The sequence below is a fragment of the Cohnella baijiui genome (assembly GCF_020731285.1).
In the GTDB taxonomy this organism is placed as follows: domain Bacteria; phylum Bacillota; class Bacilli; order Paenibacillales; family Paenibacillaceae; genus Cohnella.
This window is the reverse complement of sequence record NZ_JAJFOW010000002.1, coordinates 255,972-279,351: the sequence shown is the minus strand read 5'-3', so window position 1 is coordinate 279,351 and position 23,380 is coordinate 255,972. Positions and strand designations below refer to the sequence as shown.

Below are 23,380 nucleotides of genomic sequence, written 5' to 3'. Positions count from 1 at the left end.
ACCGGTTTGAAGAAAATCGTCAGATTAGCCGTCGCGGTCGTCCTGGTGTTCGGCTCCGGACTCTATTTGTATGCCCGATACAAGCCGCTGCCTGCGCTGAGCCAGTCTGAGCTGCCCGATCTGCGGGACAGCAAGCCGCAAATATCGGCGTCAGACCGTTACGCGAAGCCCGACGCGCCTCTCGAAGGCATGGAAGGCGTGGCATCCAACGGACAGCTGTCTCTATATTACGATCCGAAAACGATGGAGATCGCGGTTCGGGACAAGACGGGCCGCGTATGGCGATCCAATCCTTCGTCTGCGGAGGACGGGATCGCAAACGCTTCCGTCAAGGATCAGCTGTCCTCCCAGATTATCGTCAACTACAGCGACAAGAACGGCCAACAGTCGTACAAGACGTCGAACCAGGACAGCGTTCAACTGAAGCAGGCCGTCGCGGAACCGTTCGAGCAGGGCTTGAAGGTAACTTACACGCTGGGAAAGGCGACCAGCGAGATCGACGTCCTGCCCAAGAAAATAAGCGCCGAACGATACCAGAAGCTTATTCTCGACAAGGTCGGCAAGAAATACAAGCGGTATTTGGTCCAGGCTTATCAGAACGATAAGAACAAGAACGTCTACGAACGGAACGACAAGAGCCTGGCGGCTCTCTTGCTGAACAAGGTCATTGAAGCCTTCCAAGAAGCCGGCTACACGGCCGAGGACCTGGCGAAGGACGACAAGGAAAACGGAAACGGCGGGAGCAACGAAAAGCAAGTGTTCACGATTCCGGTCGAATATACGCTATCGGGCGATCAGTTCGTCGTCAGGGTGATCGGCAGCGGGATTCAGTATCCGGCCTCGTATCCGCTCACGGACATTGCCCTGCTCCCTTATTTCGGAGCCGCCGGACTTCAGGATCAGGGCTATATGTTCGTACCCGACGGTTCCGGCAGCCTGATCTACCTCAACAACGGCAAGGAGCGCTACGATTCGTTCGACCAGCCGGTCTACGGGGACGACGGAGGTACCTGGAACGGAGAGAACGACGACGATCCGACGATCGAGCCTATCCGGCTCCCCGTTTACGGGATCAAAACGCAAGACAAGGCCTTCGTCGCGATGATCGACCAAGGGGCGGCCGCCGCGTCGATTCATGCCGAGGTGAGCCGGAAGCGCAACTCCTTCAACAGCGTCTATGCGAGCTTCAAATATATTTCCGAAGAGAAAGTCAGCCTCACGTCAACCTCCCAGTCGGGAAACCGCAGCAAGGTCATTCCCGTGTTCCAGCAAAGGCCCGTCATGTCCGACTTTAGCGTTCGTTATGCGTTCCTGTCGGGAGATGAGGCCAGTTACGCGGGGATGGCCGACTACTATCGGAACGATCTGTTGTCGAAAGGATGGTTGAGCAAGAAGGAGGAGTCGACAGGCGAATTGCCGTTCTATCTCGAACTGGTCGGCGGCATCCCGAAGCGAAAGTCGGTTCTGGGCATTCCGTACAAAGCCATTGTGCCGCTTACGACGTTCGATCAAGCGCAGACGATCGTCTCCGGTCTCAAGGAACAGGGGATCGACAACCAGAAAGTACGGTTGTCCGGTTGGTTTAACGGCGGCTACTCCCACAAGATAGCCGACACCGTCAAGGTGGACGGCGTCCTGGGAGGCAGTTCCGGCTACAGGAATCTGATCGGCTTCGCGAAGAAGCAAGGCGTCGGCTTGTACCCCGACGTTTCGTTTACGCACCTGTACGCGACGGACGGGAAATATACCGAAGCCAAGGCCGTATCCCGTTATATCAATCATGAGGCTGCCTGGGTATGGGAGCGGACGGATTGGACGCAGCCTCTGTCGCCGAGATTGCTGCCGGACGTCGTGGACGGCTTTTTGAACGCCTACAAGCGATTCGGGGATACCGGCATCTCCTTGCGCAATATAGGGAGCCAGCTCGAGGGCGATTATCGGAACGGACACGTCGTCGACCGGGTTCAATCGCAGGAGATCGACAGGCAGCAGTTGGCGAAGATCGCCGGCCAGCTTCCCGACCTGATGGCAGACGGCGGCAACGCGTACATGCTGAAGTACGCGAAGCATATCGTGGAGGCGCCGATGTCCAACAACGGGGATAACGTCACGGACGAAGCCGTGCCTTTCTACGAGATCGTGCTTCACGGCTATGTCGATTACGCGGGGGCGCCGCTCAACCTGTCTCGCGTCGCGGACGTGAAGAGCTACGTGCTCAAATGCTTGGAGTACGGATCTAGCTTGTATTTCAAATGGATCTACGCGGACAACAGCGAAGTGAGGAATACCGACTTTCAATATTTGTACTCCGTCCATTACGAAACTTGGATGAAGACGGCCGTCGAATCGTACCGGACGGTGTCGAAGGCGCTGGGCGACGTTCAGAACAAGCCGATCGTCGGACACGAGAAGTTGGCCAAGAACGTATTCCGTACAACCTTCGAAGGCGGCAAGACGATTACCGTTAATTACAACGACCATGAAGTCGACGTGGACGGCCAGCGCATTCCGGCCGAAGACTTCCTTGTTGGAGGGCATGGATGATGAGGTTGGCCAAACGTTCGTTCCAACAAAGAAAAGCGCTCACGGGCATGCTTTTCCTGACGCCGTGGGTTCTGGGTTTCCTATTCTTTTTCCTGGTCCCGATTATCGACTCGATCCGGTACAGCTTCAACGATCTCAAGGCGTCCGACAACGGATACACGCTGACGTTCGAAGGATGGTCCAACTATCGTCAGGCGCTCTACGTGGACGCGAATTTCACTCGCAACCTGACGTCGGTCGTCACCGATATGATCGTTAACGTGCCGCTTATCATCATATTCAGCTTGTTCATCGCGGTGCTGCTCAACCAAAAATTTCTCGGGCGCTCCCTGACGAGAGCGATCTTTTTCCTCCCGGTCATACTGGCGTCCGGCGTCATCGCGAGCATCAACAACGCCGGCTTTATGCAGCAGATCTTAAACGCGAGCATGGCGTCGGGCGATCCGTCGGGAGGAACGGTCAACGGCTTCCTGCAGAGCATCGAACTGAAGGGGATGCTGCTCGATATCGGGGTCACGGAATCGATCGTGAACTATCTCACGGGAGCCGTCGACCGGATCTACGAGATTATCAGCCAGTCCGGCGTTCAGATCATTATCTTTCTCGCCGGCCTGCAGTCGATCTCGCCTTCGTTGTACGAGGCGTCCCGGATCGAAGGCGCGACGGGCTACGAGGCGTTCTGGAAAATCACGTTTCCGATGGTCAGTCCGCTCATTCTGACCAACCTGGTGTATTCGATCATCGATTCGTTCCTCAATAACAAGGTAACGCAGCAGATCAACTCGATCGCCTTCCAGACGCTCGATTTCGGTCTTAGCTCGGCGATGGCGTGGGTGTATTTCTCGCTCATTGTCGTGATCCTCGCGATCAGCGTATTTCTCGTGTCCCGCAAGGTGTTCTATCACGATTGAGGAGGGATCTATAGTGGCCAATCCGACCGACGCGGAGGCAGGCGCCGGGCTTGCCGGCGACAGAACCGAGGCGACGTCCGACCTCTACCGATTCAAGAAACGCGTGACGAACCTGAACAAGTGGTCGAAGCTGCTCTGGTCGCTGGTACGGGCGGTGCTTCTCATTGGCATGTGCTTCGTCATCTTGTATCCGATCCTCCTCAAGGTGTCGGCATCGTTCAAATCGATGGAGGATTTGACGAACCCGGCCGTCATGTGGATTCCGGAGCACGCTTCTTGGAGCAATTACAAGCTGGCGATGAACGTCATGGACTATTTCACCGCGATCCGCAACAGCATTACGCTGTCGTTGGTCACGACCGTCCTGCAGACGTTCAGTTGCGCGCTGGCCGGTTACGCATTCGCCAAGCTGAAGTTCAAGGGCATGAACGTTCTGTTTGCCGGCGTGATCCTGACGATTCTCGTGCCGCCGCAGACGATTCTCGTCCCGAGCTACATCAACTTCAAATCGTTCGATTTGTTCGGCCTGTTCCACTTGATCGCCGGGCACGGCATCAACCTGCTCGACACCTATTGGCCGTTCATACTACCGGCGATTACGGGCAATGCGTTGAAGTCCGGCTTGTTCATCTATATCTTCCGGCAGTTCTTCCGAGGCATCTCGAAAGAGATCGAAGAAGCGGCGTTCGTCGACGGGGCGGGCGTATTCAAGAGCTTCCGGTCGATCATGCTTCCCAACGCCATCCCTGCCATGGTCACCGTGATGCTCTTCGCGTTCGTCTGGCAATGGAACGATTCGTACTTCTCCTCCAACTTTTTGCCAAGCATGAACACGCTGACTACCGCAACGCAAGCCTTGCCCTACAAAGTCAACGTCATGCTGAACCAGACGGCCAGCAACGTCGATCCTTTCTACGCGTCGATGCTGGTAGACACCGGGCTGCTGCTCTCGATCTTCCCGCTTATTTTGATGTATCTGTTCGTGCAGCGATATTTCGTTGAAAGTATCGATCGAACGGGACTTGTGGGTTAGCAGAGCGGATTCCGAATAGTATAATCGCTAAGGTCAAAAGTGCATTTACCCGGATTGTTGCCGCTTGCGATGGCGCTTTACAATAATTCAAGAATCCATTTCATAACGATAATGTCGTTATATGGAGTGAAAATCATAGGGGAGGTATGCAAGTTGATTCGAACAAAAAAGATGCTTCTGTTGAGTTTGACCGCCGCTTTCGCTTTCTCGCTGACCGCATGCGCGGGAAGCGGCACCAATAATTCCGCAAGTTCCGATCCGAGCGCGAGCCCCGATGCCTCCGCATCGGCTAATCCGAGCGCCGAAGCTTCTCCGTCCGCAAGCTCGGACGATGTGGATTACGATCTCGGCGGGCGCACGATTACGATCGCTTCGTGGTGGGATCCGACGCCCAAGGGCGAAACAGAAGAGGAAAAGAAGATATTGCAAAATATCGCCGAGTATGAGAAGCAATACAACTTCAAGTTGAAATTCATGCAAGTGGATTACGGGCAAATCGCCGACAAGACGGTCAGCTCCGCGCTGGCAGGGCAGCCTTTCGCCGATGTCGTCCGCTTGACCCCAAGCTGGATTTATCCGGGCATGATCAAGAAGGGCATTCTTCAACCGCTCGACGATCTGATGGAAGTGGCCGGCATGGACAAGCAAACCTATAACGATCCGATCATTAACAAGCTCTCCACTTATAACGGCAAGCTCTACGGGTTCTCTCCGGGTCGGGTGTTCACCTACACCGGCATCCTCTATAACCGCACGTTGTTGCAGAAGCTGAACATGAAAGATCTGCAGGAGTACGTCAAGGATGGCACCTGGAACTGGGATACGTTCAAGAAGGTAGCCCAGGAAGCCACCCAAGGCGATTCGTACGGCCTCGCCTCCTGGAACGGCAGCATTCTGGATAACGCGCTTCTGTCCAACGGAGCCGACCTGATCGACCTCGAGTCCAACAAGCAGACGCTTGACGATCCGAGGACCGTCGAAGCGATGCAATTCACGCAAGACGTCAGCAACGCGACCTTCATTCCGAAAGGCGTCGCCAAGGACTGGCAAGCGCCGACGCCGGCCTTCCAGAAAGGCAACGTGCTGATGATGGATATCGCCAACTGGCAAGTGCCGGACATGAAGCAGAAAATGAAGGACATCGACCTCGGCTTCGTCCCGTACCCGAAGGGGCCTTCCGCTACCGCATTCTATTCGAACGACAGCGGGGAGCACTTCTGGACCATTCCGAAGGGCGTCAAGGACCCCGAGAAAGTCTTGTACCTGGTGAGGAAGATCTACGACGTGCCGTCGGACGAGGAATACCTGGGTCAAACGTGGCTGGAGAAGGAATACGCGAAGCAAGAGGATATTGACGCGGCCATCGAAGCCTCTAAAAATCTGGCCGTTCTGAACTATCCGCTGTTAATGTCGGTCTACAGCAATGATTTCTACGCGATGCTCGATGAGTTGACGACGCAGAAGAAATCGCCGGCGGCGGCGACGGCCTCGCACAAGAACGTTTTCCAGAAGGCGCTTGACGATAACGCGGGGGATTCGCACGGGAAGTAAAAAGCAGCCGGTCCAAGAAGGCTGGATCCAAGACGACTTTCATTCAAATGGCGGCGCAAGGGAGCTCATCCCTTCGCCGCCGTTTTATTTGTCATTCGGAATGTAAAAGTTTAACCCTCCCCCCCCCCCACCCCCCGCCTCGTGCGATTCAGGAAGGAACAAGCTGCTTCCTGTACATGTTCGCGCTGATTCCGGTATATTCTTTGAACCTTTTGTAAAACCAGTCGAGTTCCGAATAGCCGACTTCGTTCGCAATCTCGTAGATTCGCATGTCCGTTTGCTCCAGCAGCCGCTTTGCCTTTTCCATTCGCTGCTGCAGCAAGTACTCGTTAAAGGTCATGTTCTCTTCGTTTTTGAATTTCCTACCCAGATAAGCGCAGTTAAAGTGCAGGGCGTCGGAGATTTTCTTCAACGTGATGTTCCGGTGCATTTCCGCCTGCACGTAATTCATCACGATCTCCACGACCGAAGGCTGCGTCGAGCGCTCCTTGGACGACTCTGCCGGAATCGGTCTGTCGGGAGCGGTCCGGCCTGCCAATTCTCGTCTCACGTTCCGAAGGCTTGCCGTCAGATGGAAGCTCTGAACGGGCTCGGCCAAGTAATCGCTTGCTTGATGGATCAGCGCTTGCCTTACCAGCGCAAAATCGGCGCTGCCCCCGAGAAGAAGGATCGGCACCCGGCTTGTCTGCCGAATCTGCTCGCATAACTGCAACCCGTCGGATTGCAGGCGCTTCATATTGATCAGGACGAGGGAGAAGTTCAGCTTGTCGAATAAAGTGCGGGCCTCGGCGCCATGAGAGGCTCGTGCCCGAATTTCAAAGCCTAGACGGGCCCAGTCGATCAACCGTTCCGTGGCTTCCCTTGATTGCGCGTCCGAATCTACATGCAACACCTTATACAAAACAGCTACCTCGCTTTCATTAGGAATGGCTGGCAAAAGAGGGTTTTCGGATGGCAGCCGCATTCAATGACTGCGCTTTCATTATGATTCACCCGAAACGAGACGGGCAATGTGCAACTTTTTATTTAGGGTGCAATTGTTTACCAGTTGGATCGGCTCGCCGCTGCGCGAGCATCGGCCATGGCACAACAACTATACAACAACGGGTTGTTTGCCAAGGATGGAAGCATTACATTTATTCTCAAAACCACAATCAGAGGGGCTGCAGATGCATATGAAAAGGAAAATAGCGAGCCTGGCGGGACTGGCGCTGATCGCGGCATTAACCGCCTGCGACGGACGCGAACCCGGCGGCGTCGCTCCCGGCGGCAGCACTCCGGCAACGATAGTGCCGGGGCAACCTTCCGCCAGTCCCGCGGCGACGGCACTCGCCGCGGCAACTCCGTCGTCCGTCCCATCCTTGTCTCCGACCCCGTCCGTGCAGACGGACATTCCATCGGTGGCGGAGACGTACAAGGCTTATTTTCCGATCGGAACCGCGATCGAGCCGTATGAGACCGAGGGACTGACGGGGGAGCTTCTGAAGAAGCACGTAAACGCGATCGTCGCGGAGAACGCCATGAAGCCCGATGCGATCGAACCGGCGGAAGGCGACTTTCGTTGGGAGCAGGCGGACGAGATCGTGAACTTCGCGAAGGCGAACGGGATGGCCGTTCGGTTCCATACGCTAGTCTGGCATAACCAGACCCCGAGTTGGTTCTTCATGGACGCCGAAGGCCATCCGATGGTCGACGAGACCGATGCGAAGAAGCGGGAAGCGAACAAGAAGCTGTTGTTGAAACGGTTGGACACGTACGTCAGTACGGTCGTCGGACGGTACAAGAACGACATCAAGTCGTGGGACGTGGTCAACGAAGTCATCGAACCCGGGGACCCGGACGGCATGCGGAACAGCGATTGGCTTCAGATTACGGGAAAGGATTATATCGCGACGGCTTTCCGTGCAGCTCGCAAAGCGGGAGGACCGGACCTGAAGCTATACATGAACGATTACGGGACGGACGATCCGATCAAGCGCGACCGGCTTTTCGAACTGGCGAAGGAGCTGTTGGCCAAGGACGTGCCCATCGACGGCATCGGACATCAGACGCATATCAGCCTCGTCTATCCGCCCGTGGACGCGATCGTCGAATCGATGAAGAAGTTCCGCGAACTCGGCTTGGATAATATCATTACCGAGCTGGACATGAGTCTCTATGCCTGGAACGACCGCAGCGATTACGAAGAAGAGGTGCCGAAGGATGTGCTGATGCGGCAAGCGGACCGGTATCGCGAGCTGTTCGACGCGCTTAAGGCGAACAAGGGGCTCGTCAGCGCCGTCACGTTCTGGGGCATCGCGGACGATCACACTTGGCTGAGCACGTTCCCGATCCCGCGCACCGAAGCGCCGCTGCTGTTCGACAAGCAGCTTCGGGCGAAGCCTGCGTTCTGGGCTGTCGTTGATTCTTCGAAGCTGCCTTCGGAATAAGAAAGGGGAGGGATGAGCAAGTGCCGTAAGAGGCGGCTGCCGCCCTTCTTTGCGATTAATCCGCGGTTTTCAGCACGGATTTGCGGAAGGAGCGGGGCGTGCAGCCCGCGATCTGGCGGAACTGCCTGGAGAAATGCTCGACGTTCGGGTAACCGCAAAGGGCGGCGATATCGGCAATTCGCTGCGGTCCGTGAACGAGCCTTTCCTTGGCAAGCCTGATTCGGCACTGAATGACGTCTTCCATGCAGGAGATGCCAAAGGCGGATTTGTACAAGGACTGCAGGTAGCCCGGGCTTAGATGCACGTCTTCCGCCATGGAGGCGACGGACCAGGGATGACCGGGCTGTTGGTGGATTTTTTTGCGCAGGTCCAGCAGTCGGTGATAATAAGGGGACTTTTCCGTCGATTGGGACGCTTCGAGCATTTTGTTAAACAGGATTCGGAGCAGATAGTCGATGGACAGTTCCCGGTAGCCGCCGTCCAGGAAGTTTTCGACCGCCAGCAGCTGAAACAGCTTGCGGCCGTAATCGGGATCGGGCATCGGAATCGGAATGCCGAGCGGCAGCGTCGTCTCGGTCAAGAAAAGCTCGCCCGTGTTGAAGCGGACCCAATCGTTCACGAACCGGTCCGAACAGGCGCGGTAATAGATTTTTTGCCGGGGAGGAAAGAGAACGGCGCAGTTCGCCGGATACTCCCGGATGTCTCCGCGGACCCAGATTTCGGCCGGTGTCTGCGTCAGGATCAGCAGCCAAAAATCATGGCCTTCCGGAATGTCGTAGACGAAATCGTCCGGGTGGGCCGCATCGTATCCGACGTAGTAGATCGTGGTCATCGTCCCAGCTCCGATCTGAGAATAGATCAAATTAATGAATGCATTCATCATTGTTGATCGAATGGCAGTCGCCTATACTTTCTTTATATTCGAATCTACGTTTGTCGTAAAGATCAAAAGGATGCGAGAACGAAACCGCGAGGTGCCGCCAATATGAAAAGTTCCCCCTTTATTCTTTGCTATACGAGAGAGGTGCAGAACGAGCAAATCTATGCGCCGAAGCTCGCCTACAGCATGCATCTGGCCTACAGCGAGGACGGCAAACGCTATCGGCCGCTGAACCATAACTCCGGCGTCCTGTTCGCCCTGGCTACGGAAAACCCGAACGGGTCGCTTAGCGCCAAATGCTTGCGTCATCCCTACCTGTTTCGGATGGCCGACGGCGCCTACGGCGTGGTCGCCGTGCGTACGGAGCCGGATGGCGGGCCCGACGTTTCGAGCCGGGGCTCGGTGCTGCTGTTTGTCACGGAGGATTTGCTGCAGTACCGGGAGCTCGGACTGCTGAATTTGAAGGGAGACCGGGAGATCCGGGACGTGAAGTGCGAATATGATGCGGCAAACGGCAACTATATCGTTCACTGGAGCGACGGAAACGGGAATGCCTATCGCAACGTGATTGCCGATCTCGCAAGCCTAAACGGAGCTTCGGCGCCCGAGCCGGCCGAGCCGTTTGCCGTGGGCGGGATATCCGCCGATATCGAAGGAATCGTGCCGCGCAACGCGATCTCGGTCACCCCCGAGGTGGCGGAGAGGCTCGTTCGCAAGCTTACGGTCCCGACGAATATTCGTAACGAAGTGCCGGAACGCGTCGTCGCCCAGTCGGAAGCCGAATTAAACGCAATCCGAGCGATAGCCGTCTACAGCGACGGGACGAAGGCCGAGAAGCCGGTCGATTGGCGCGCGACGGAAATCGATTGGAACCGACCCGGCACCTATCGGATTGCAGGCCGCATTCGTCAGGATCGATTCCCCTTTCCCGTCGCGCCCCATCGCGCCGATCCTTGCATCGCCAAATGGAACGGCAAGTTCTATTTTATCGCCACCAACGATGCCGACGGGAATCGGTCGCTCTCCATTCGGGAGGCGGACACGATCCCGGAACTGATCGCGGCGGAGGAAACGCCGATTCTGAACACGGAAATGTACGACCATCTGAAAAGCTTTTTGTGGGCGCCGGAGCTCCACGCCATCGGCGGCGAGCTGTATCTGTTCCACGCCGGCAGCACGGGCGAATTCATCCATATCCAATCGCACGTCATGAAGCTGAAGAAGGGTGGCAACCCCGTGGCAGCGTCGGATTGGGAAGCGCCGGTCCGCGTCGTCCGAAGGGACGGCAGCCCCCTCTTCGAAGCGGGCATTACGCTGGACATGACCGTCATTCAATGGAAGGAACGGGTCTATGCCGTGTGGGCGCAGCGACAGCTCGTTCCCGACGATCTGGGTTCCTGGATTTACATCGCGGAGACGAATCCGGGCGAGCCGTGGAAGCTGCGAACCGATCCCGTCCTGCTCTCCCGGCCGGAATACGGTTGGGCGAACAACCGGACGTTTGTCGACGAGGGGCCGTTCGCCCTCATCACGGACCGGAAAATCTTCCTTACCATCGCCGGCGCCCTCGTCGACGCCACCTACTGCGTGGGCTTGCTCAGCGCGGATCCCGAGGCCGATCTGCTCGATCCGGCCAACTGGATCAAGCGGAATTATCCGCTGCTGACCTCCAGAAGCGTGCCGGGCGAATATGGTCCGGGGCACAACTCCTACGTGACGGACGATGACGGCGTCATCTGGAACGTATATCACGCCCGTACCGGGATCGATGAGCCGAGATGCTCGGGTCTTCGCCGCGTTCACTTCGCCGCGGACGGGGAGCCGGTGCTGGATCTGACAGAGGGGCGGGACGTGGCTCCCGAACGGGCCGAGGTATCGATGGTTGTCGTGGTGGAGGGCTAGTGAGCGTGCGGTATCACAATGAATGAAAGCGGTTCCCGAGCTAAGGACTGGAGGAGACGATTCGTGAAAGAGCTGAAGGGAAGTCAAGCCATCGTGCGCGATGGCGAATTATTACGCAGGCGGGCAGCAAACCGGGCGTATTTGATGAAGCTGGACAGCGATCATCTGCTCTTTAATTACAGACTGGAGGCCGGCCGATATGCCGGTCGGGGCATTCCCGAGGGAGCGCACGGGGGCTGGGAGTCGCCGGTCTGCCAGCTGAGAGGGCATTTTCTGGGACACTGGTTATCCGCGGCGGCCATCCATTATTTTGAAACCGGCGACCCGGAGCTGAAAGTGAAATCGGATCTTATCATCGATGAACTGGCCGAGTGTCAAAAAGACAACGGAGGGCGGTGGATAGGGCCGATACCCGAGAAATACTTGCATTGGATCGCGAACGGAAAGAGCATCTGGGCGCCGCAGTACAATCTCCACAAGCTATTGATGGGACTCGTAGACGCGTATCTCTATGCGGGGAACCGGAAAGCGCTGGAGATCGCTGATGCGTTCGCGGAATGGTTCGCGGAATGGAGCGGTCGATTTTCCAGGGAGCAATTCGACGACATTCTGGACGTGGAGACCGGGGGAATGCTGGAGGTTTGGGCAGATCTGTTGCAGATCACCGGCGAGGACAAATTCAAAACGCTGCTCGAACGTTATGTACGAAGCAGGCTGTTCGATCCCCTTCTCGAAGGAAAAGACCCGCTGACGAACATGCACGCGAATACGACGATTCCGGAAGTGCTCGGCTGCGCCCGGGCGTACGAAGTGACGGGCGAAGCGCGGTGGCTGGAGATCGTGAAGGCTTATTGGAATTGCGCGGTGACGGAGAGAGGCTACCTGGCGACGGGCGGACAGACGGCCGGCGAAGTGTGGATGCCGAAGCGGAAGATGAAGGCCCGCCTGGGGGACAAGAACCAGGAGCACTGCACGGTCTACAACATGATCCGATTGGCGGAGTTTCTGTTCCGGCATTCGGGCGACCCCGCCTATGCCCAATATATCGAATACAATCTCTATAACGGTATCATGGCGCAAGCCTACTATCAGGAGTATCCCTTGACGGGGTCCAAGCACGAACATCCTTCCACCGGACTGTTAACGTATTTTCTGCCGATGAAGGCCGGCTTGCGCAAGGAATGGAGCACGGAGACGGACAGTTTTTTCTGCTGCCACGGTACGATGGTACAAGCGAACGCGTCCTGGAGTCGGGGCTTTTATTATCTGGACGAGGACGGCATCTTCGCTTGCCAATATTTCGACTCCGAAACGACCGCGAGTTTCGGAGGGGACCCCGTTCGAATCATTCAATCGCAAGATCGGCTGAGCGGAAGCATGCTGGATTCTTCGAATACGGCGGGTTATCAGGACTTGAACGAAACGACCGCGAGATACGAAAATAGGCCGCCGTATCGAAAGCACGATTTCGTCATTCGCCTTTCCGGGCCGAGCGCGTTTACGTTCCATTGCCGGATTCCGGAGTGGATCCAGTCGGAGGCTCTTGTTTACGTGAACGGCACCCTTCATGGGAAATCGTCGGATAGCGGCCGCTTCTATTCCGTGCATCGAACCTGGAAGGACGGGGATACGATCAGCCTGATCCTGCCGATCGGAGTCCGCTTCATTCCGCTGCCGGACGATGAGAATATAGGCGCTTTCCGTTATGGTCCCGAAGTGTTGGCGGGCGTATGCGAAGCCGAAAGAATGCTGTACGTGGAGAATGAAGACATTGCTTCCGAAATCGAGGCGGAGAACGAGCGCGAGTGGGGAAGCTGGCGATTCTTCTTCAGAACGGTTAATCAGGACCCCGGCATCTCGCTCAGAAGGATTCGGGATATCGGGTACGAACCCTACCAGATTTATTTTCAGGTGAAAAGGGCGGGGAGCAAGTGGAGGAACAAATAAGCATGCTGAACGGATATCGAAATCGTGAGTAGAGGAGGAAGAAACGCATGACGCAACTGCAACCCAAAGACAACGTTCCAAGCCTGCATGAAACGTTCCAGGCCCATTTCCGCGTCGGCGCGGCGGTTAATCCGGTCACGTTGGTCTCGCAGCGCGAGCTGCTAAGTCGGCATTTCAACAGCGTGACGGCCGAGAACGAGATGAAGTTCGAGCGACTGCAGCCGGAAGAGGGTCGCTTTACGTTCGAACATGCGGACAATCTGATCGATTTTGCAACGTCGCACGGCATGGGCGTCAGAGGACATACGCTGATCTGGCACAATCAGACGCCCGCGTGGGTGTTCGAACATCGGGAAGGCGGACCGGCGGACCGGCAGACCCTGCTCGCACGGATGCAATCCCATATCGAGACGGTCGTCTCGCGGTACAAAGGGTTGATCTACGCGTGGGACGTGGTGAACGAAGCCGTCTCCGACAGCGGCGGGGAGCTGCTGCGACCGTCCAAGTGGCTGGACATCGCCGGCGAGGACTTCATCGCCAAGGCGTTCGAATACGCCCACGCTGCCGATCCGAACGCCTTGTTGTTTTACAACGATTACAACGAGTCCGTGCCCGAGAAGAGAGAGAAGATCTACGCCCTGGTCCGGTCGCTCAAGGACAAAGGCGTTCCCATTCACGGCATCGGCCTTCAAGCGCATTGGAACCTGGAGCATCCGGCGTTGGACGACATCCGTCAAGCGATCGAAAGGTATGCGAGTCTCGGCTTGAAGCTGCACGTCACCGAGCTGGATGTATCCGTCTTCCGGCACGAGGATCGCCGAACCGATCTGAAGCGGCCGGAAGCGGGGATGCTCGAAAGACAAGCTGAGCGTTACGGGCAAATGTTCCGGTTGTTCAAGGAATACGACGGGCATGTCGACTCCGTGACCTTCTGGGGCGCGGCCGACGATTATACCTGGCTCGATCATTTCCCCGTGCGCGGGCGCAAAAACTGGCCGTTTCTGTTCGATGCCGCTCATCAGCCCAAGCCGTCTTACTGGAACGTTATCGATGTCGCGCGTTCATGAATGCCGTAACCGGACATGGCGAGAAGGAGTGAAGGAAAACGATGTGTTCAACGATTCTAACGAACCCCGTCATCTGGGCGGACGTTCCGGACGTAAGCGTCATCCGGGTCGGCTCCGTCTACTATATGGTCAGCACGAGCATGCATTCGATGCCGGGCTGTCCGATCATGAAATCGGAGAACCTGAACGACTGGGCGCTTGTCGGTTACGTCTTCGAAACGCTTGAAGACAACGACGCCCATCACTTGCTGGACGGGAAGGGGATTTACGCCAATGGCTCATGGGCCGCCAGCCTGCGCTATCATGACGGCGTGTATTACGTCGCCTTCTCTTGCAACGACATGAACCAATTTTATGTGTACCGTACGATGGACATCGAAAACGGACCCTGGGAGCGTTTCGTCATTCCGGGGCTGCATCACGATCCGAGCCTGCTGTTCGAAGACGGCCGCGTCTACGTAATCTACGGCAATGGCGACATCCGCATCCGCGAGCTGACGGCGGACGCGACCGCCGTTCGAGAAGGGGGCATCGATCGTCTGCTGTTCGAGACGGAGCGCGAAGGAATCATGCTGCGCTGCGAAGGCTGTCATGCCTACAAGCTGAATGGCTTCTACTATTTGTTCTTCATCGAATGGCCGAATACCGGCAATCGCCGCCGCAGGCAGGTCGTCTATCGGTCGCGAGAGCTGCTCGGGCCATACGAACGCCGCATCGTCCTGGACGACGACATGGGCTATCGCAACAACGGCGTCGCCCAAGGGGGCATCGTCGATACGCCGGACGGAGATTGGTACGCGGTGCTATTTCAGGACCGCGATGCCGTCGGCCGCGTGCCGTGCGTCGTGCCGATGGTTTGGGAGGACGGTTGGCCGGTGCTCGGCTCAGACGGCAAGGTACCGGGGACGTTCGAGGTGCCGCTGCCGATCTCGGAGCCCAAGCCGCTCGTAATCAGCGACGAGTTCGATTATGCCGAGAATCGGCTGGCGTTGAACTGGCAGTGGAACCACAACCCGGACGTCAGACTGTGGACGGTGACGGAGCGGCCTGGCTGGCTGCGGCTGAAGACAGGTTCGATTGCCGACCGGATCGAGCGGGCTCGCAATACGCTGACGCAGCGAACGGAAGGCCCGGCCTGCTCCGGGACGACGCTGCTGGACGCGGCGGGGATGAAGCCGGGCGATCGCGCCGGCTTGGTCGCGCTGCAGAGCCGCTTCGGCTTCGTCGGCCTTCGGGTCGGCGAGAACGGCGAGCGCCGCGTTGCCATGTGCGTGCGAGGGGAGGACGGCCGCGAGGTAATCGTTGAGAGCTTGCTGTATGAGCATGATCGAATCCTTTTGAGAATCGATTTTAATTTCAGGGATGGAGGGGATTCCGCGATCTTTGCCTATTCGTTCGACGGAGAAGCGTGGAAGACCATCGGACGCTCGTTGGAAATGAAATATACGCTCGATCATTTCATGGGCTATCGAATCGGCTTGTTCAACTACGCGACCCGAGAGATTGGCGGCTACGCCGACTTCGATTACTTTCGGTACGCCAAAGAGAGTGCCGCCGACTCTTGATCTTCACGGAATTCATTCTCAGGGAGAATCCAGCGAGATTCTCCTTTTTCACGTTCCTGCTTCTCTGCGTGCGACACAAGAGCGATCCTGCAACGCTCTTCCTGTAACGCTCGGTCCCTTGCCTTCAATCGCAAGATATCGTCTGGAATATACAGCGCTTACAAATAGGTAAACGATGGTGAAGCAAGTAAAAAGATGCGCGTTGTTCGGACCGTTTCCGCCTTTCTATAATGAAAGCGTAAACAAAATAATCGCCAACAGAATGAAGGGAGCGACACGGTGCAAACGCGACTTTACAGCAAGAAAAGCATTTCCATACGCAAATTTCTCTACATCCTGCCGTTTATGATCTTGCTTGGCGTCTTCGCCTACTACCCCCTGTACGGGTGGGTTTATGCCTTCTTTGACTACATGCCGCCGATTCCGCTGTCCGAATCCCCGTTTGTAGGGTTCAAGTGGTTTCATTCCTTGGTCGAGAACCAGGTCAAGGTCGATCAACTGCTGCAGGTCATCAAGAACACGTTCGGAATGAGTGGCTTGGCCCTACTCTTCTCCTGGCTTCCGATGATCTTCGCCATCTTCCTCACCGAGATCAAAGCCGTCCGCTTTCGAAAGTTCATCCAGACGGTTACCACCCTTCCGAACTTTATCAGCTGGGTATTGGTCTATTCGCTGGCCTTCTCGATGTTCTCCAGCGAAGGGATCGTCAACGGCATGCTGAAGCAGCTCGGACTGACCGATTCGCCGATCCTGTTCCTGCAAAGCTCCGATCACGTGTGGCTGACGATGTGGATGTGGATGACCTGGAAATCGTTGGGCTGGTCGGCCATCCTGTATATCGCGGCGATCATGGGAATCGACGATTCTCTTTACGAAGCGGCGCATGTAGACGGCGCGACACGTATGCAGGTGATCCGGCATGTCGTTCTGCCAAGCATGCTGCCGACGTATTTCGTGCTGTTGATGCTGCAGATCGCGAGCTTCCTCAACAATGGCCTGGAGCAGTACTTCGTCTTCCAGAACGCCTTCAACAAGGAAAACATCCAGGTTTTGGACTTGTACGTTTACAACCTGGCCATGGGAGGCGGCAGCTATTCCGTGTCCGTCGCGATCAGCATGCTGAAGAGCTTGATCAGCGTTGTGCTTCTCTTTTCGGTGAACGGATTGTCCAAATTGTTAAGAGGAGAGAGCATCGTATGAGCGACAGCGCAGCCGAGTTGGCGCCGCGCGAGCCGGCGCATCGAGTCGACAAAAAAATGAAGTTTCAGGTCAGCGCCGCGGACAAGTTCATGACGGTTTTGATTTATACTCTGTTTTCCCTGTTCGCTCTTGTCTGCATCTATCCCTTTTATTCCATCATCATTAACACGATTAGCGCCAACGATCTCAGCGCCAAAGGCGATGTCGTGTTTCTCCCGAAGCATATCCACTTCCAGAACTACTTGGACGTATTTAAGATTCCGGGCCTGGGGAACGCGGCGCTCGTCTCGTTGGGAAGGACCGTCATCGGAACGACGTTGACGGTAGGGGCTTCGGCATTCCTGGGCTTCATGTTCACCCAGGAGGATATGTGGGGGAGGAGGTTCTGGTACAGGTTCACGGTGATCACGATGTTCTTCAATGCCGGCATTATTCCGTGGTATTTGACCATGAGGTCGCTGCACCTGACCAACAATTTTCTGGCTTATGTGCTGCCTACGATCGTCGCTCCTTTTTTCATCATTCTGGTCAAGACGTTTGTCGAATCGACGCCGAAGGAGCTGCAGCAGGCGGCCAGCATCGACGGCGCCGGGACGTTGACGCTCTTCTTTCGCATCATGCTGCCCATATGCAAGCCCATTTTGGCGACGGTCGCGATCTTCGCGGCCGTGGATCAGTGGAATTCCTTTCAGGACACGCTGCTGCTGGTGACGGACAGCAAGCTCTACAGCCTGCAGTTTATTCTCTACAACTACATCAATCAGGCCAGTTCCTTGTCGACCATGGTCAACCTGCAGAACGCCGGCTCGACGGCTATGGCCAGCCTGGCGACCAAGCAGACGACGACTTCGATCCGAATGACGGTGACCATTATCGTCGTGGCGCCCATTTTGCTGGTGTACCCGATATTCCAACGGTTCTTCGTAAAAGGGATTATGATCGGCGCGGTGAAAGGTTGACTTGCGCCTGTGCCATTATAATACATTGACCAAGTGTGGGGGGTAAACATGAGCAAAAGCAGAAAAATCGCAAAAAAAACGATGGCCGCGTCCATCGCGGGTCTGTTCCTCGCATCGGCGGCATTGACCGGATGCAGCGGCGGTTCCGGCAAGGCATCGCCATCCGCCGCGCCGTCCGTTCCAAGCGCAGGCGCGAGCGCTTCCCAAGGCAGCGGCGCGATCGATCACAGCAAGCCGCTGACGATCACCGTTTTCGACAACGCGGCCAATTACCAAGGCGAGCAGACGGGGTGGTACGGCAAGCTGGTCAAGGATAAATTCAACATCACCTTGAACATTCTTTCTCCGCAGGTGGCCGGCGATCAGCTGTTCAAGACGAGAACGGCGGCGGGCGATCTGGGCGATCTTCTGATCGTCGACAACAGCCAGTTGGAAGAATTGATTCCGGCCGGACTGGTCATGGATATTACGGACAAGCTCAAAAACACGAAGTACTTGTCCGCATACGCGGACAATCATTTCAAGCCGTTTAACGCTGCCTTCGACAAAGTCAATCCGGAAGGGAAGATTTACGGCTTGCCGACGTTCGAAGCCGATACCTCGCCCACGACCTTCTCGGAGGAGATTCCTTACTCGAGCCCGATTATGCCTTGGGATTATTACAAGGGAGTCGGGGCTCCCAAGCTGAACAATCTGACCGATCTGCTGAACGTCTTGAAGCAGATGCAGGCCAAGTACCCGAAGACGCCGGACGGCAAGCCGATCGTTCCGATCACGCTGTGGAAGGATTGGGACGGCGGTACCGGCGCCATGGAGAACGTTCGCTGGCTCAGCAACTGGTACGGCTATGAGAAGCCGGACGGCACCACGACGATCCAGTTGAACGCGAAGGGCGATATCGTGCCGATTATCGACGACAACAGCATGTACAAGCAGATTCTGAAGTTTTATTTTGACGCCAACCAGATGGGCCTCGTCGACCCCGACTCGCCGACCCAGGACTGGAACAAAGTCGCCGAGAAGCTGACCAACAAGCAGGTTCTTCTCTTGTGGTACTCCTGGCAGAGAGGCTTCTACAATACGATCGAGAGAGGCAAAAACGGCGACGGCAACGTGGCGGTTCCGATTGCCGATACTCGCATCATTCAGAGCAGCGACGCTTATTACGGCAGCGGAAGAGTGTTCGCGATCGGTTCGAAGGCGAAAGATCCCGACCGCATCATGGAATTCATGGATTGGCTCGTCTCTCCGGAAGGTCTGCGCTACTACACGAACGGCTTCGAAGGCTTTAATTACGAGAAGACTTCGGACGGCAAGTTCAAGCTGACCGAAGTCGGTCAGACCGCCTTCCAGAACAATACGCCCGTTCCGGACGAATACGGCGGCGGCGGGTACCAGGACGGACAGAGCAAGATCAACAGCATGATCATGAGCGACTTCGTCATCGATCCGGATACGGGAGAATTCTATAACAACAACTACTGGAGCTCGACCATCGAAGCGAACAAGACCGCTCTGACGACGGATTGGCAGAGTGCCTACAACGCCAAGAACGCGACGGACTATTACCTGAAAAACAACATGATCGACATCGTTCCCAATATCAACACGAGTCTCGGGACCGATTCCTCGGATATCAAGAACAAACGCAGCCAGATCTCGGACTATGTGAAGAACACATCCTGGAAAATGGTCTTCGCGAAAAACCAAGCGGAATTCGACCAGCTGTGGACCAAGATGCAGAAGGATGTGGAAGGCCTCGGCTGGAAGGACGTTGTGGCCGCCGATACGGCCAAGGCACAGAAAATTGTAAAAATGCGTGCCGACGCGCAAGCCGGCAAGTAAGCTCATCTTTTACTTCATCAGGAGGGGACATATCCAAAAGATATGCCCCTCCGAATTGATTTAACCAGGTCGATGAAGGAGGATGCCAAGATGCGCAGAGTCGTTCAGGTAGAAAACGGAACGGTACGGGGATTGCCGGCAGCCGACCCCCGGATTACGAGCTTCAAAGGGATACCGTTCGCCGCTCCGCCCGTAGGCGACAACCGCTGGCGCGCCCCGCAGCCCGCTCATGATTGGGAAGGCGATCTTCAAGCGTTCGAATTCGCGCCGGTTTCGATGCAAGTGAGGCAAGAGATCGACGTTAACAACATCTACACCCGGGAATGGGCGGTAGAGCCGGACATCGCCATGGACGAGGACTGTCTCTATCTGAACGTATGGACGCCGGCAGGCCGCGCCGATGAGAAGCTGCCGGTGTACGTGTGGTATTTCGGCGGAGGCCTGCAGGTCGGCCATACAGCGGAAATGGAGTTCGACGGCGAACGCATCGCCCGAAGGGGCATCGTTGTCGTCACGATCAACTATCGTCTGAACGCGTTCGGATTCCTATGCCATCCCGAGATCACGGCGGAATGTCCGGAAACTCCCGCGAACTTCGGCCACCTCGACCAACAATTCGCCACGCGATGGGTGAAACGAAATATCGCGGCTTTCGGCGGCGATCCGGACAATATCACCATCGGCGGACAATCGGCCGGCGGCGGCAGCGTGATGAGCCAGCTCGCTTCGCCTCAGAACGAAGGGCTCTTTCAAAGGGCGATCGTTCAAAGCGGGGTATTCGCGAAGCTCTATCCGGGCGCCTCTTCGCCCAGGTTTCTGCGCGATCTGAAGGAAGCCGAACGGGAAGGCGTGCGATTCTTCGAATCGCTCGGCGTATCCTCGCTTGCGGAAGCACGCAAGCTGGATGCGGTATATGTTCGCGATAAGTACCTGGAGTCCAAAGCATTCTGGGGCACCGTTGTCGATCGCAAGTTCTGCGTAGGCAACGCGTTCGAATTATTTCTGGAGAACAAGCGCTGGATGGTGCCGGTGCTGTTCGGCCATACGTCATCCGAATTTTTCAGCGTTCCGGATGTCGGTAAGCTTGATGAATTCAAGCGCATGGCGGTCGATCTGTTCGGTGACGATGCCGAAGCGTTTCTCTCGCTTTGCGATGCGCATTCGGGCAACCTGGACGAGGTTGTGAACAAGGCCTCGGTGAGCGGCATCGAATACGCGATACGCATTGCCGGGCAGGCCAATGCCGATACCGGCGCCCATATCCCGCTGTACTACTACCAATTCGATGCGGACATCCCGGGATGGGATCGCCCGGGAACGTTCCACTCGGTGGATCTCTGGTTCTTCTTCGAGACCCTTGCCAAATGCTGGAGGCCGTTCGTCGGCAAGCATTACGATCTGGCCCGCCAGATGTGCCAATATTGGGCGAACTTCATCCGAACCGGAGATCCGAACGGCCTGGATTCGACGGGAGAGGACCTGCCGAGATGGGAGCCCTATACGCCGGAAGCGCCGTACGGCATGCGATTCGCGGATCAAGCGGCGTTTGCCAGGGAGCAGCCGAGAGATACGATGAAGTTTCTCGTAAAGCAATATTTCAAGAAAAACAAGCCGTTGGGAGCGCAGGAATCAGGATCGGCTTTTGATGAATAATTGCGATTAAAATTTTGTCAATGATGGTGAATCATGTAAAAAGTCGGACATTGTTCGGCTTTTTCCGCCTGTCTATAGACTGCATCCAAAAAGGGGTATGGTTATGTACATAGACAAAATTCGTTCGCTTTTGGCCTTAAGTACGATCATGCTGCTCTCGTCGGCGCTCGCAGCCTGCAGCGGCAACGACGGCAACCCGAACGGCAACGCTTCTCCGGCGAATACGTCCGGTCCGTCGGCGGAAGAGACCGGCGGGACGGGCGCCGTGGCAGACCCGCTCGGCAAATACGATCCGCCGATCGAGATCGCCACGGTGCGCAACTTGAGCGACGTCGTGGAGAACAACGTGCTGGGCGTGCTGAAGGACGAAACGTTCGAAGATAACCGCTGGTCCCGACTGTATGAAGATCAGCTTGGCATCAAGATCAAATACAACTGGGTCATCAAGGGCAACGAAACTTCGGATCAATACTTGCAGAAGCTCAATGTAACGTTGGCCTCCGGCGATCTCCCGGATATCATCCCGGTCAACGCCACCCAGCTCAAGCAGCTTGCGGATTCGGACCAGATCGAGGACATGACGGCGCTGTACGAGAAATACGCCTCCCCGCTCACCAAGAAAATACTGGCGGAGGAAGGCTCGGGACCGTTCGACGCCGCGACGTTCGACGGCAAGCTGATGGCGATTCCGCAATCCGGTTCGTCGATCGAGCAAGCCATGTTCCTTTGGATCCGGACGGATTGGCTCGACAAGCTGGGGCTCGAGCCGCCGAAAACGATGGCGGACGTCGAAGCCATTTCGAAAGCGTTTGCGGAACGGGATCCGGACGGCAATCAAAAAAAGGACACCTACGGTCTCGGGGTTACGAAGGATCTGTGGGGCGGCGCGATGGGACTGGAGGGCTTCATGGCCGGCTACGGCGCCTACCCGAACATCTGGCTGGAGGATTCGACCGGCAAGCTCGTGTACGGCAGCGTTCAGCCGGAGATGAAGAAAGCGCTTCAAGCGCTGCAGAAGATGTATCAAAACGGGGAGCTGGACGAGGAGTTCGGGGTGAAAGACGGCAGCAAAGTCTCCGAAACGATCGCCGAAGGCAAAATCGGCATGCAGTATGGCGGACAATGGAACTCCATCTGGCCGCTGCAGCTGAACAAAAATAACGAACCGAACGCGCAGTGGAGGGCATTCCCCATCGTCACCGCATCCGGCGAGGCGCCCAAGGTTCCGCTGATATTCAGCACGACCAAGTTTTTCGCCGTACGCAAAGGCGCAGCGCATCCGGAAGCCATCATCAAATTGTTCAACTTGCACGTTGAAAAGAACTGGGGAGAGACCCAGGAGATCGAAAAATACTATGCTCCACCCAATGCGGAAAGCGTCTGGCAGCTGTCGCCATTCCAGCCCGCGCCGGTCAAGAAAAATCTGGAATCGTTCCGGGCGCTCGAGGAGGCGCGCAAGACGGGCGACAAGTCCAAGCTGGCGGGCGAAGCCAAGACGATTCAGGAAAAGCTGGACGCCTACGCGTCCGGCTCCAAGGAAGGCTTCGCGCTGTGGGGATGGGAACGCATTTACGGCCCCGAAGGCGCGGAAGCCGTCGTCGATCAGTATGACAAAAACAAGCAGTTCCTGCTGGACAAATTCGTAGGCGCGCCTACGCCGACGATGGTCGAACGCAAATCGACGCTGGAAAAAATGCAAAACCAGGTGTTCGTCAAAATTATTCTGGGCGCCCCGATCGAAGAATTCGACAAATTCGTGCAGGACTGGAACAAGATCGGCGGAGAGCAAATGACGGCCGAGGCCAATGAATATTACGCCTCCATGAAGAAGTAATCGCATCCGTGCGCAAGAACTTCGTGAAAGGGATTGTGCCCGGAAGCGTGAAAGGATAGG

Annotated in this window: 16 protein-coding genes; 14 read left to right on the top strand and 2 right to left on the bottom strand. The window is 56.3% G+C overall.

Features of this window, described 5'->3' with window-relative positions; genetic code table 11:
• The first annotated feature begins 6 nt into the window (after positions 1–6).
• The 4 genes from LKX83_RS03000 to LKX83_RS02985 all read left to right on the top strand — a co-directional run bounded on the left by LKX83_RS03000 (position 7) and on the right by LKX83_RS02985 (position 6,039).
• The gene (locus LKX83_RS03000; RefSeq protein WP_227880692.1) at positions 7–2,544 is read left to right on the top strand and encodes a DUF5696 domain-containing protein; all 2,538 of its coding nucleotides are present in this window, start codon (positions 7–9) and stop codon (positions 2,542–2,544) included.
• Positions 2,544–3,455, top strand: a complete 912-nt coding sequence (locus LKX83_RS02995; protein ID WP_370639009.1) for a carbohydrate ABC transporter permease — start codon at positions 2,544–2,546, stop codon at positions 3,453–3,455. The genes LKX83_RS03000 and LKX83_RS02995 overlap by 1 nt, the downstream gene beginning before the upstream one ends.
• Positions 3,456–3,468: 13 nt before the next feature.
• On the top strand, positions 3,469–4,488 hold the full coding sequence (locus LKX83_RS02990) for a carbohydrate ABC transporter permease (RefSeq protein WP_370639008.1): 1,020 nt from the start codon (positions 3,469–3,471) through the stop codon (positions 4,486–4,488).
• Positions 4,489–4,641: 153 nt separating this feature from the next.
• Positions 4,642–6,039: an ABC transporter substrate-binding protein gene (locus tag LKX83_RS02985; RefSeq protein ID WP_227880690.1), complete on the top strand. Its 1,398-nt coding sequence runs from the start codon at positions 4,642–4,644 to the stop codon at positions 6,037–6,039.
• A gap of 148 nt (positions 6,040–6,187) precedes the next feature.
• Here LKX83_RS02985 and LKX83_RS02980 read toward each other — a convergent pair whose 3' ends face one another.
• Positions 6,188–6,931: a response regulator transcription factor gene (locus tag LKX83_RS02980; RefSeq protein ID WP_227880810.1), complete on the bottom strand. Its 744-nt coding sequence runs from the start codon at positions 6,929–6,931 to the stop codon at positions 6,188–6,190.
• A gap of 283 nt (positions 6,932–7,214) precedes the next feature.
• On the opposite strand from LKX83_RS02980, the gene LKX83_RS02975 reads away from it, so the two are divergent.
• On the top strand, positions 7,215–8,468 hold the full coding sequence (locus tag LKX83_RS02975; RefSeq protein ID WP_227880689.1) for an endo-1,4-beta-xylanase: 1,254 nt from the start codon (positions 7,215–7,217) through the stop codon (positions 8,466–8,468).
• Between the two features lie 55 nt (positions 8,469–8,523).
• On the opposite strand, the gene LKX83_RS02970 is transcribed toward LKX83_RS02975, so the two are convergent.
• A complete protein-coding gene (locus LKX83_RS02970) occupies positions 8,524–9,300 on the bottom strand; it encodes a helix-turn-helix transcriptional regulator (protein ID WP_227880688.1) in 777 nt (258 codons plus the stop codon).
• A 153-nt stretch (positions 9,301–9,453) separates the two neighbouring features.
• Here LKX83_RS02970 and LKX83_RS02965 point away from each other — a divergent pair, with 153 nt between their 5' ends.
• The 9 genes from LKX83_RS02965 to LKX83_RS02925 all read left to right on the top strand — a co-directional run bounded on the left by LKX83_RS02965 (position 9,454) and on the right by LKX83_RS02925 (position 23,320).
• Positions 9,454–11,250: a family 43 glycosylhydrolase gene (locus LKX83_RS02965; protein ID WP_227880687.1), complete on the top strand. Its 1,797-nt coding sequence runs from the start codon at positions 9,454–9,456 to the stop codon at positions 11,248–11,250.
• Between the two features lie 63 nt (positions 11,251–11,313).
• Positions 11,314–13,197, top strand: a complete 1,884-nt coding sequence (locus LKX83_RS02960) for a beta-L-arabinofuranosidase domain-containing protein (protein WP_227880686.1) — start codon at positions 11,314–11,316, stop codon at positions 13,195–13,197.
• A gap of 47 nt (positions 13,198–13,244) precedes the next feature.
• Positions 13,245–14,264, top strand: coding sequence for an endo-1,4-beta-xylanase (locus tag LKX83_RS02955; protein WP_227880685.1), 1,020 nt, complete (start codon positions 13,245–13,247; stop codon positions 14,262–14,264).
• A 41-nt stretch (positions 14,265–14,305) separates the two neighbouring features.
• Positions 14,306–15,829: a glycoside hydrolase family 43 protein gene (locus LKX83_RS02950; protein WP_227880684.1), complete on the top strand. Its 1,524-nt coding sequence runs from the start codon at positions 14,306–14,308 to the stop codon at positions 15,827–15,829.
• Between the two features lie 279 nt (positions 15,830–16,108).
• Positions 16,109–17,029 carry an ABC transporter permease subunit gene (locus LKX83_RS02945; protein WP_227880683.1) on the top strand — a complete coding sequence of 307 codons (921 nt, stop codon included), beginning with the start codon at positions 16,109–16,111 and terminating at the stop codon, positions 17,027–17,029.
• Positions 17,026–17,988: a carbohydrate ABC transporter permease gene (locus LKX83_RS02940; protein WP_227880682.1), complete on the top strand. Its 963-nt coding sequence runs from the start codon at positions 17,026–17,028 to the stop codon at positions 17,986–17,988. Before LKX83_RS02945 ends, LKX83_RS02940 begins: the two co-directional genes overlap by 4 nt.
• 48 nt (positions 17,989–18,036) lie before the next feature.
• Positions 18,037–19,833 (top strand): type 2 periplasmic-binding domain-containing protein, encoded by a 1,797-nt coding sequence (locus LKX83_RS02935; protein WP_227880681.1) that lies wholly within the window; start codon positions 18,037–18,039, stop codon positions 19,831–19,833.
• 90 nt (positions 19,834–19,923) lie between these two features.
• On the top strand, positions 19,924–21,486 hold the full coding sequence (locus tag LKX83_RS02930; protein ID WP_227880680.1) for a carboxylesterase/lipase family protein: 1,563 nt from the start codon (positions 19,924–19,926) through the stop codon (positions 21,484–21,486).
• Between the two features lie 103 nt (positions 21,487–21,589).
• On the top strand, positions 21,590–23,320 hold the full coding sequence (locus tag LKX83_RS02925) for an extracellular solute-binding protein (protein ID WP_227880679.1): 1,731 nt from the start codon (positions 21,590–21,592) through the stop codon (positions 23,318–23,320).
• Positions 23,321–23,380 lie beyond the last annotated feature (60 nt).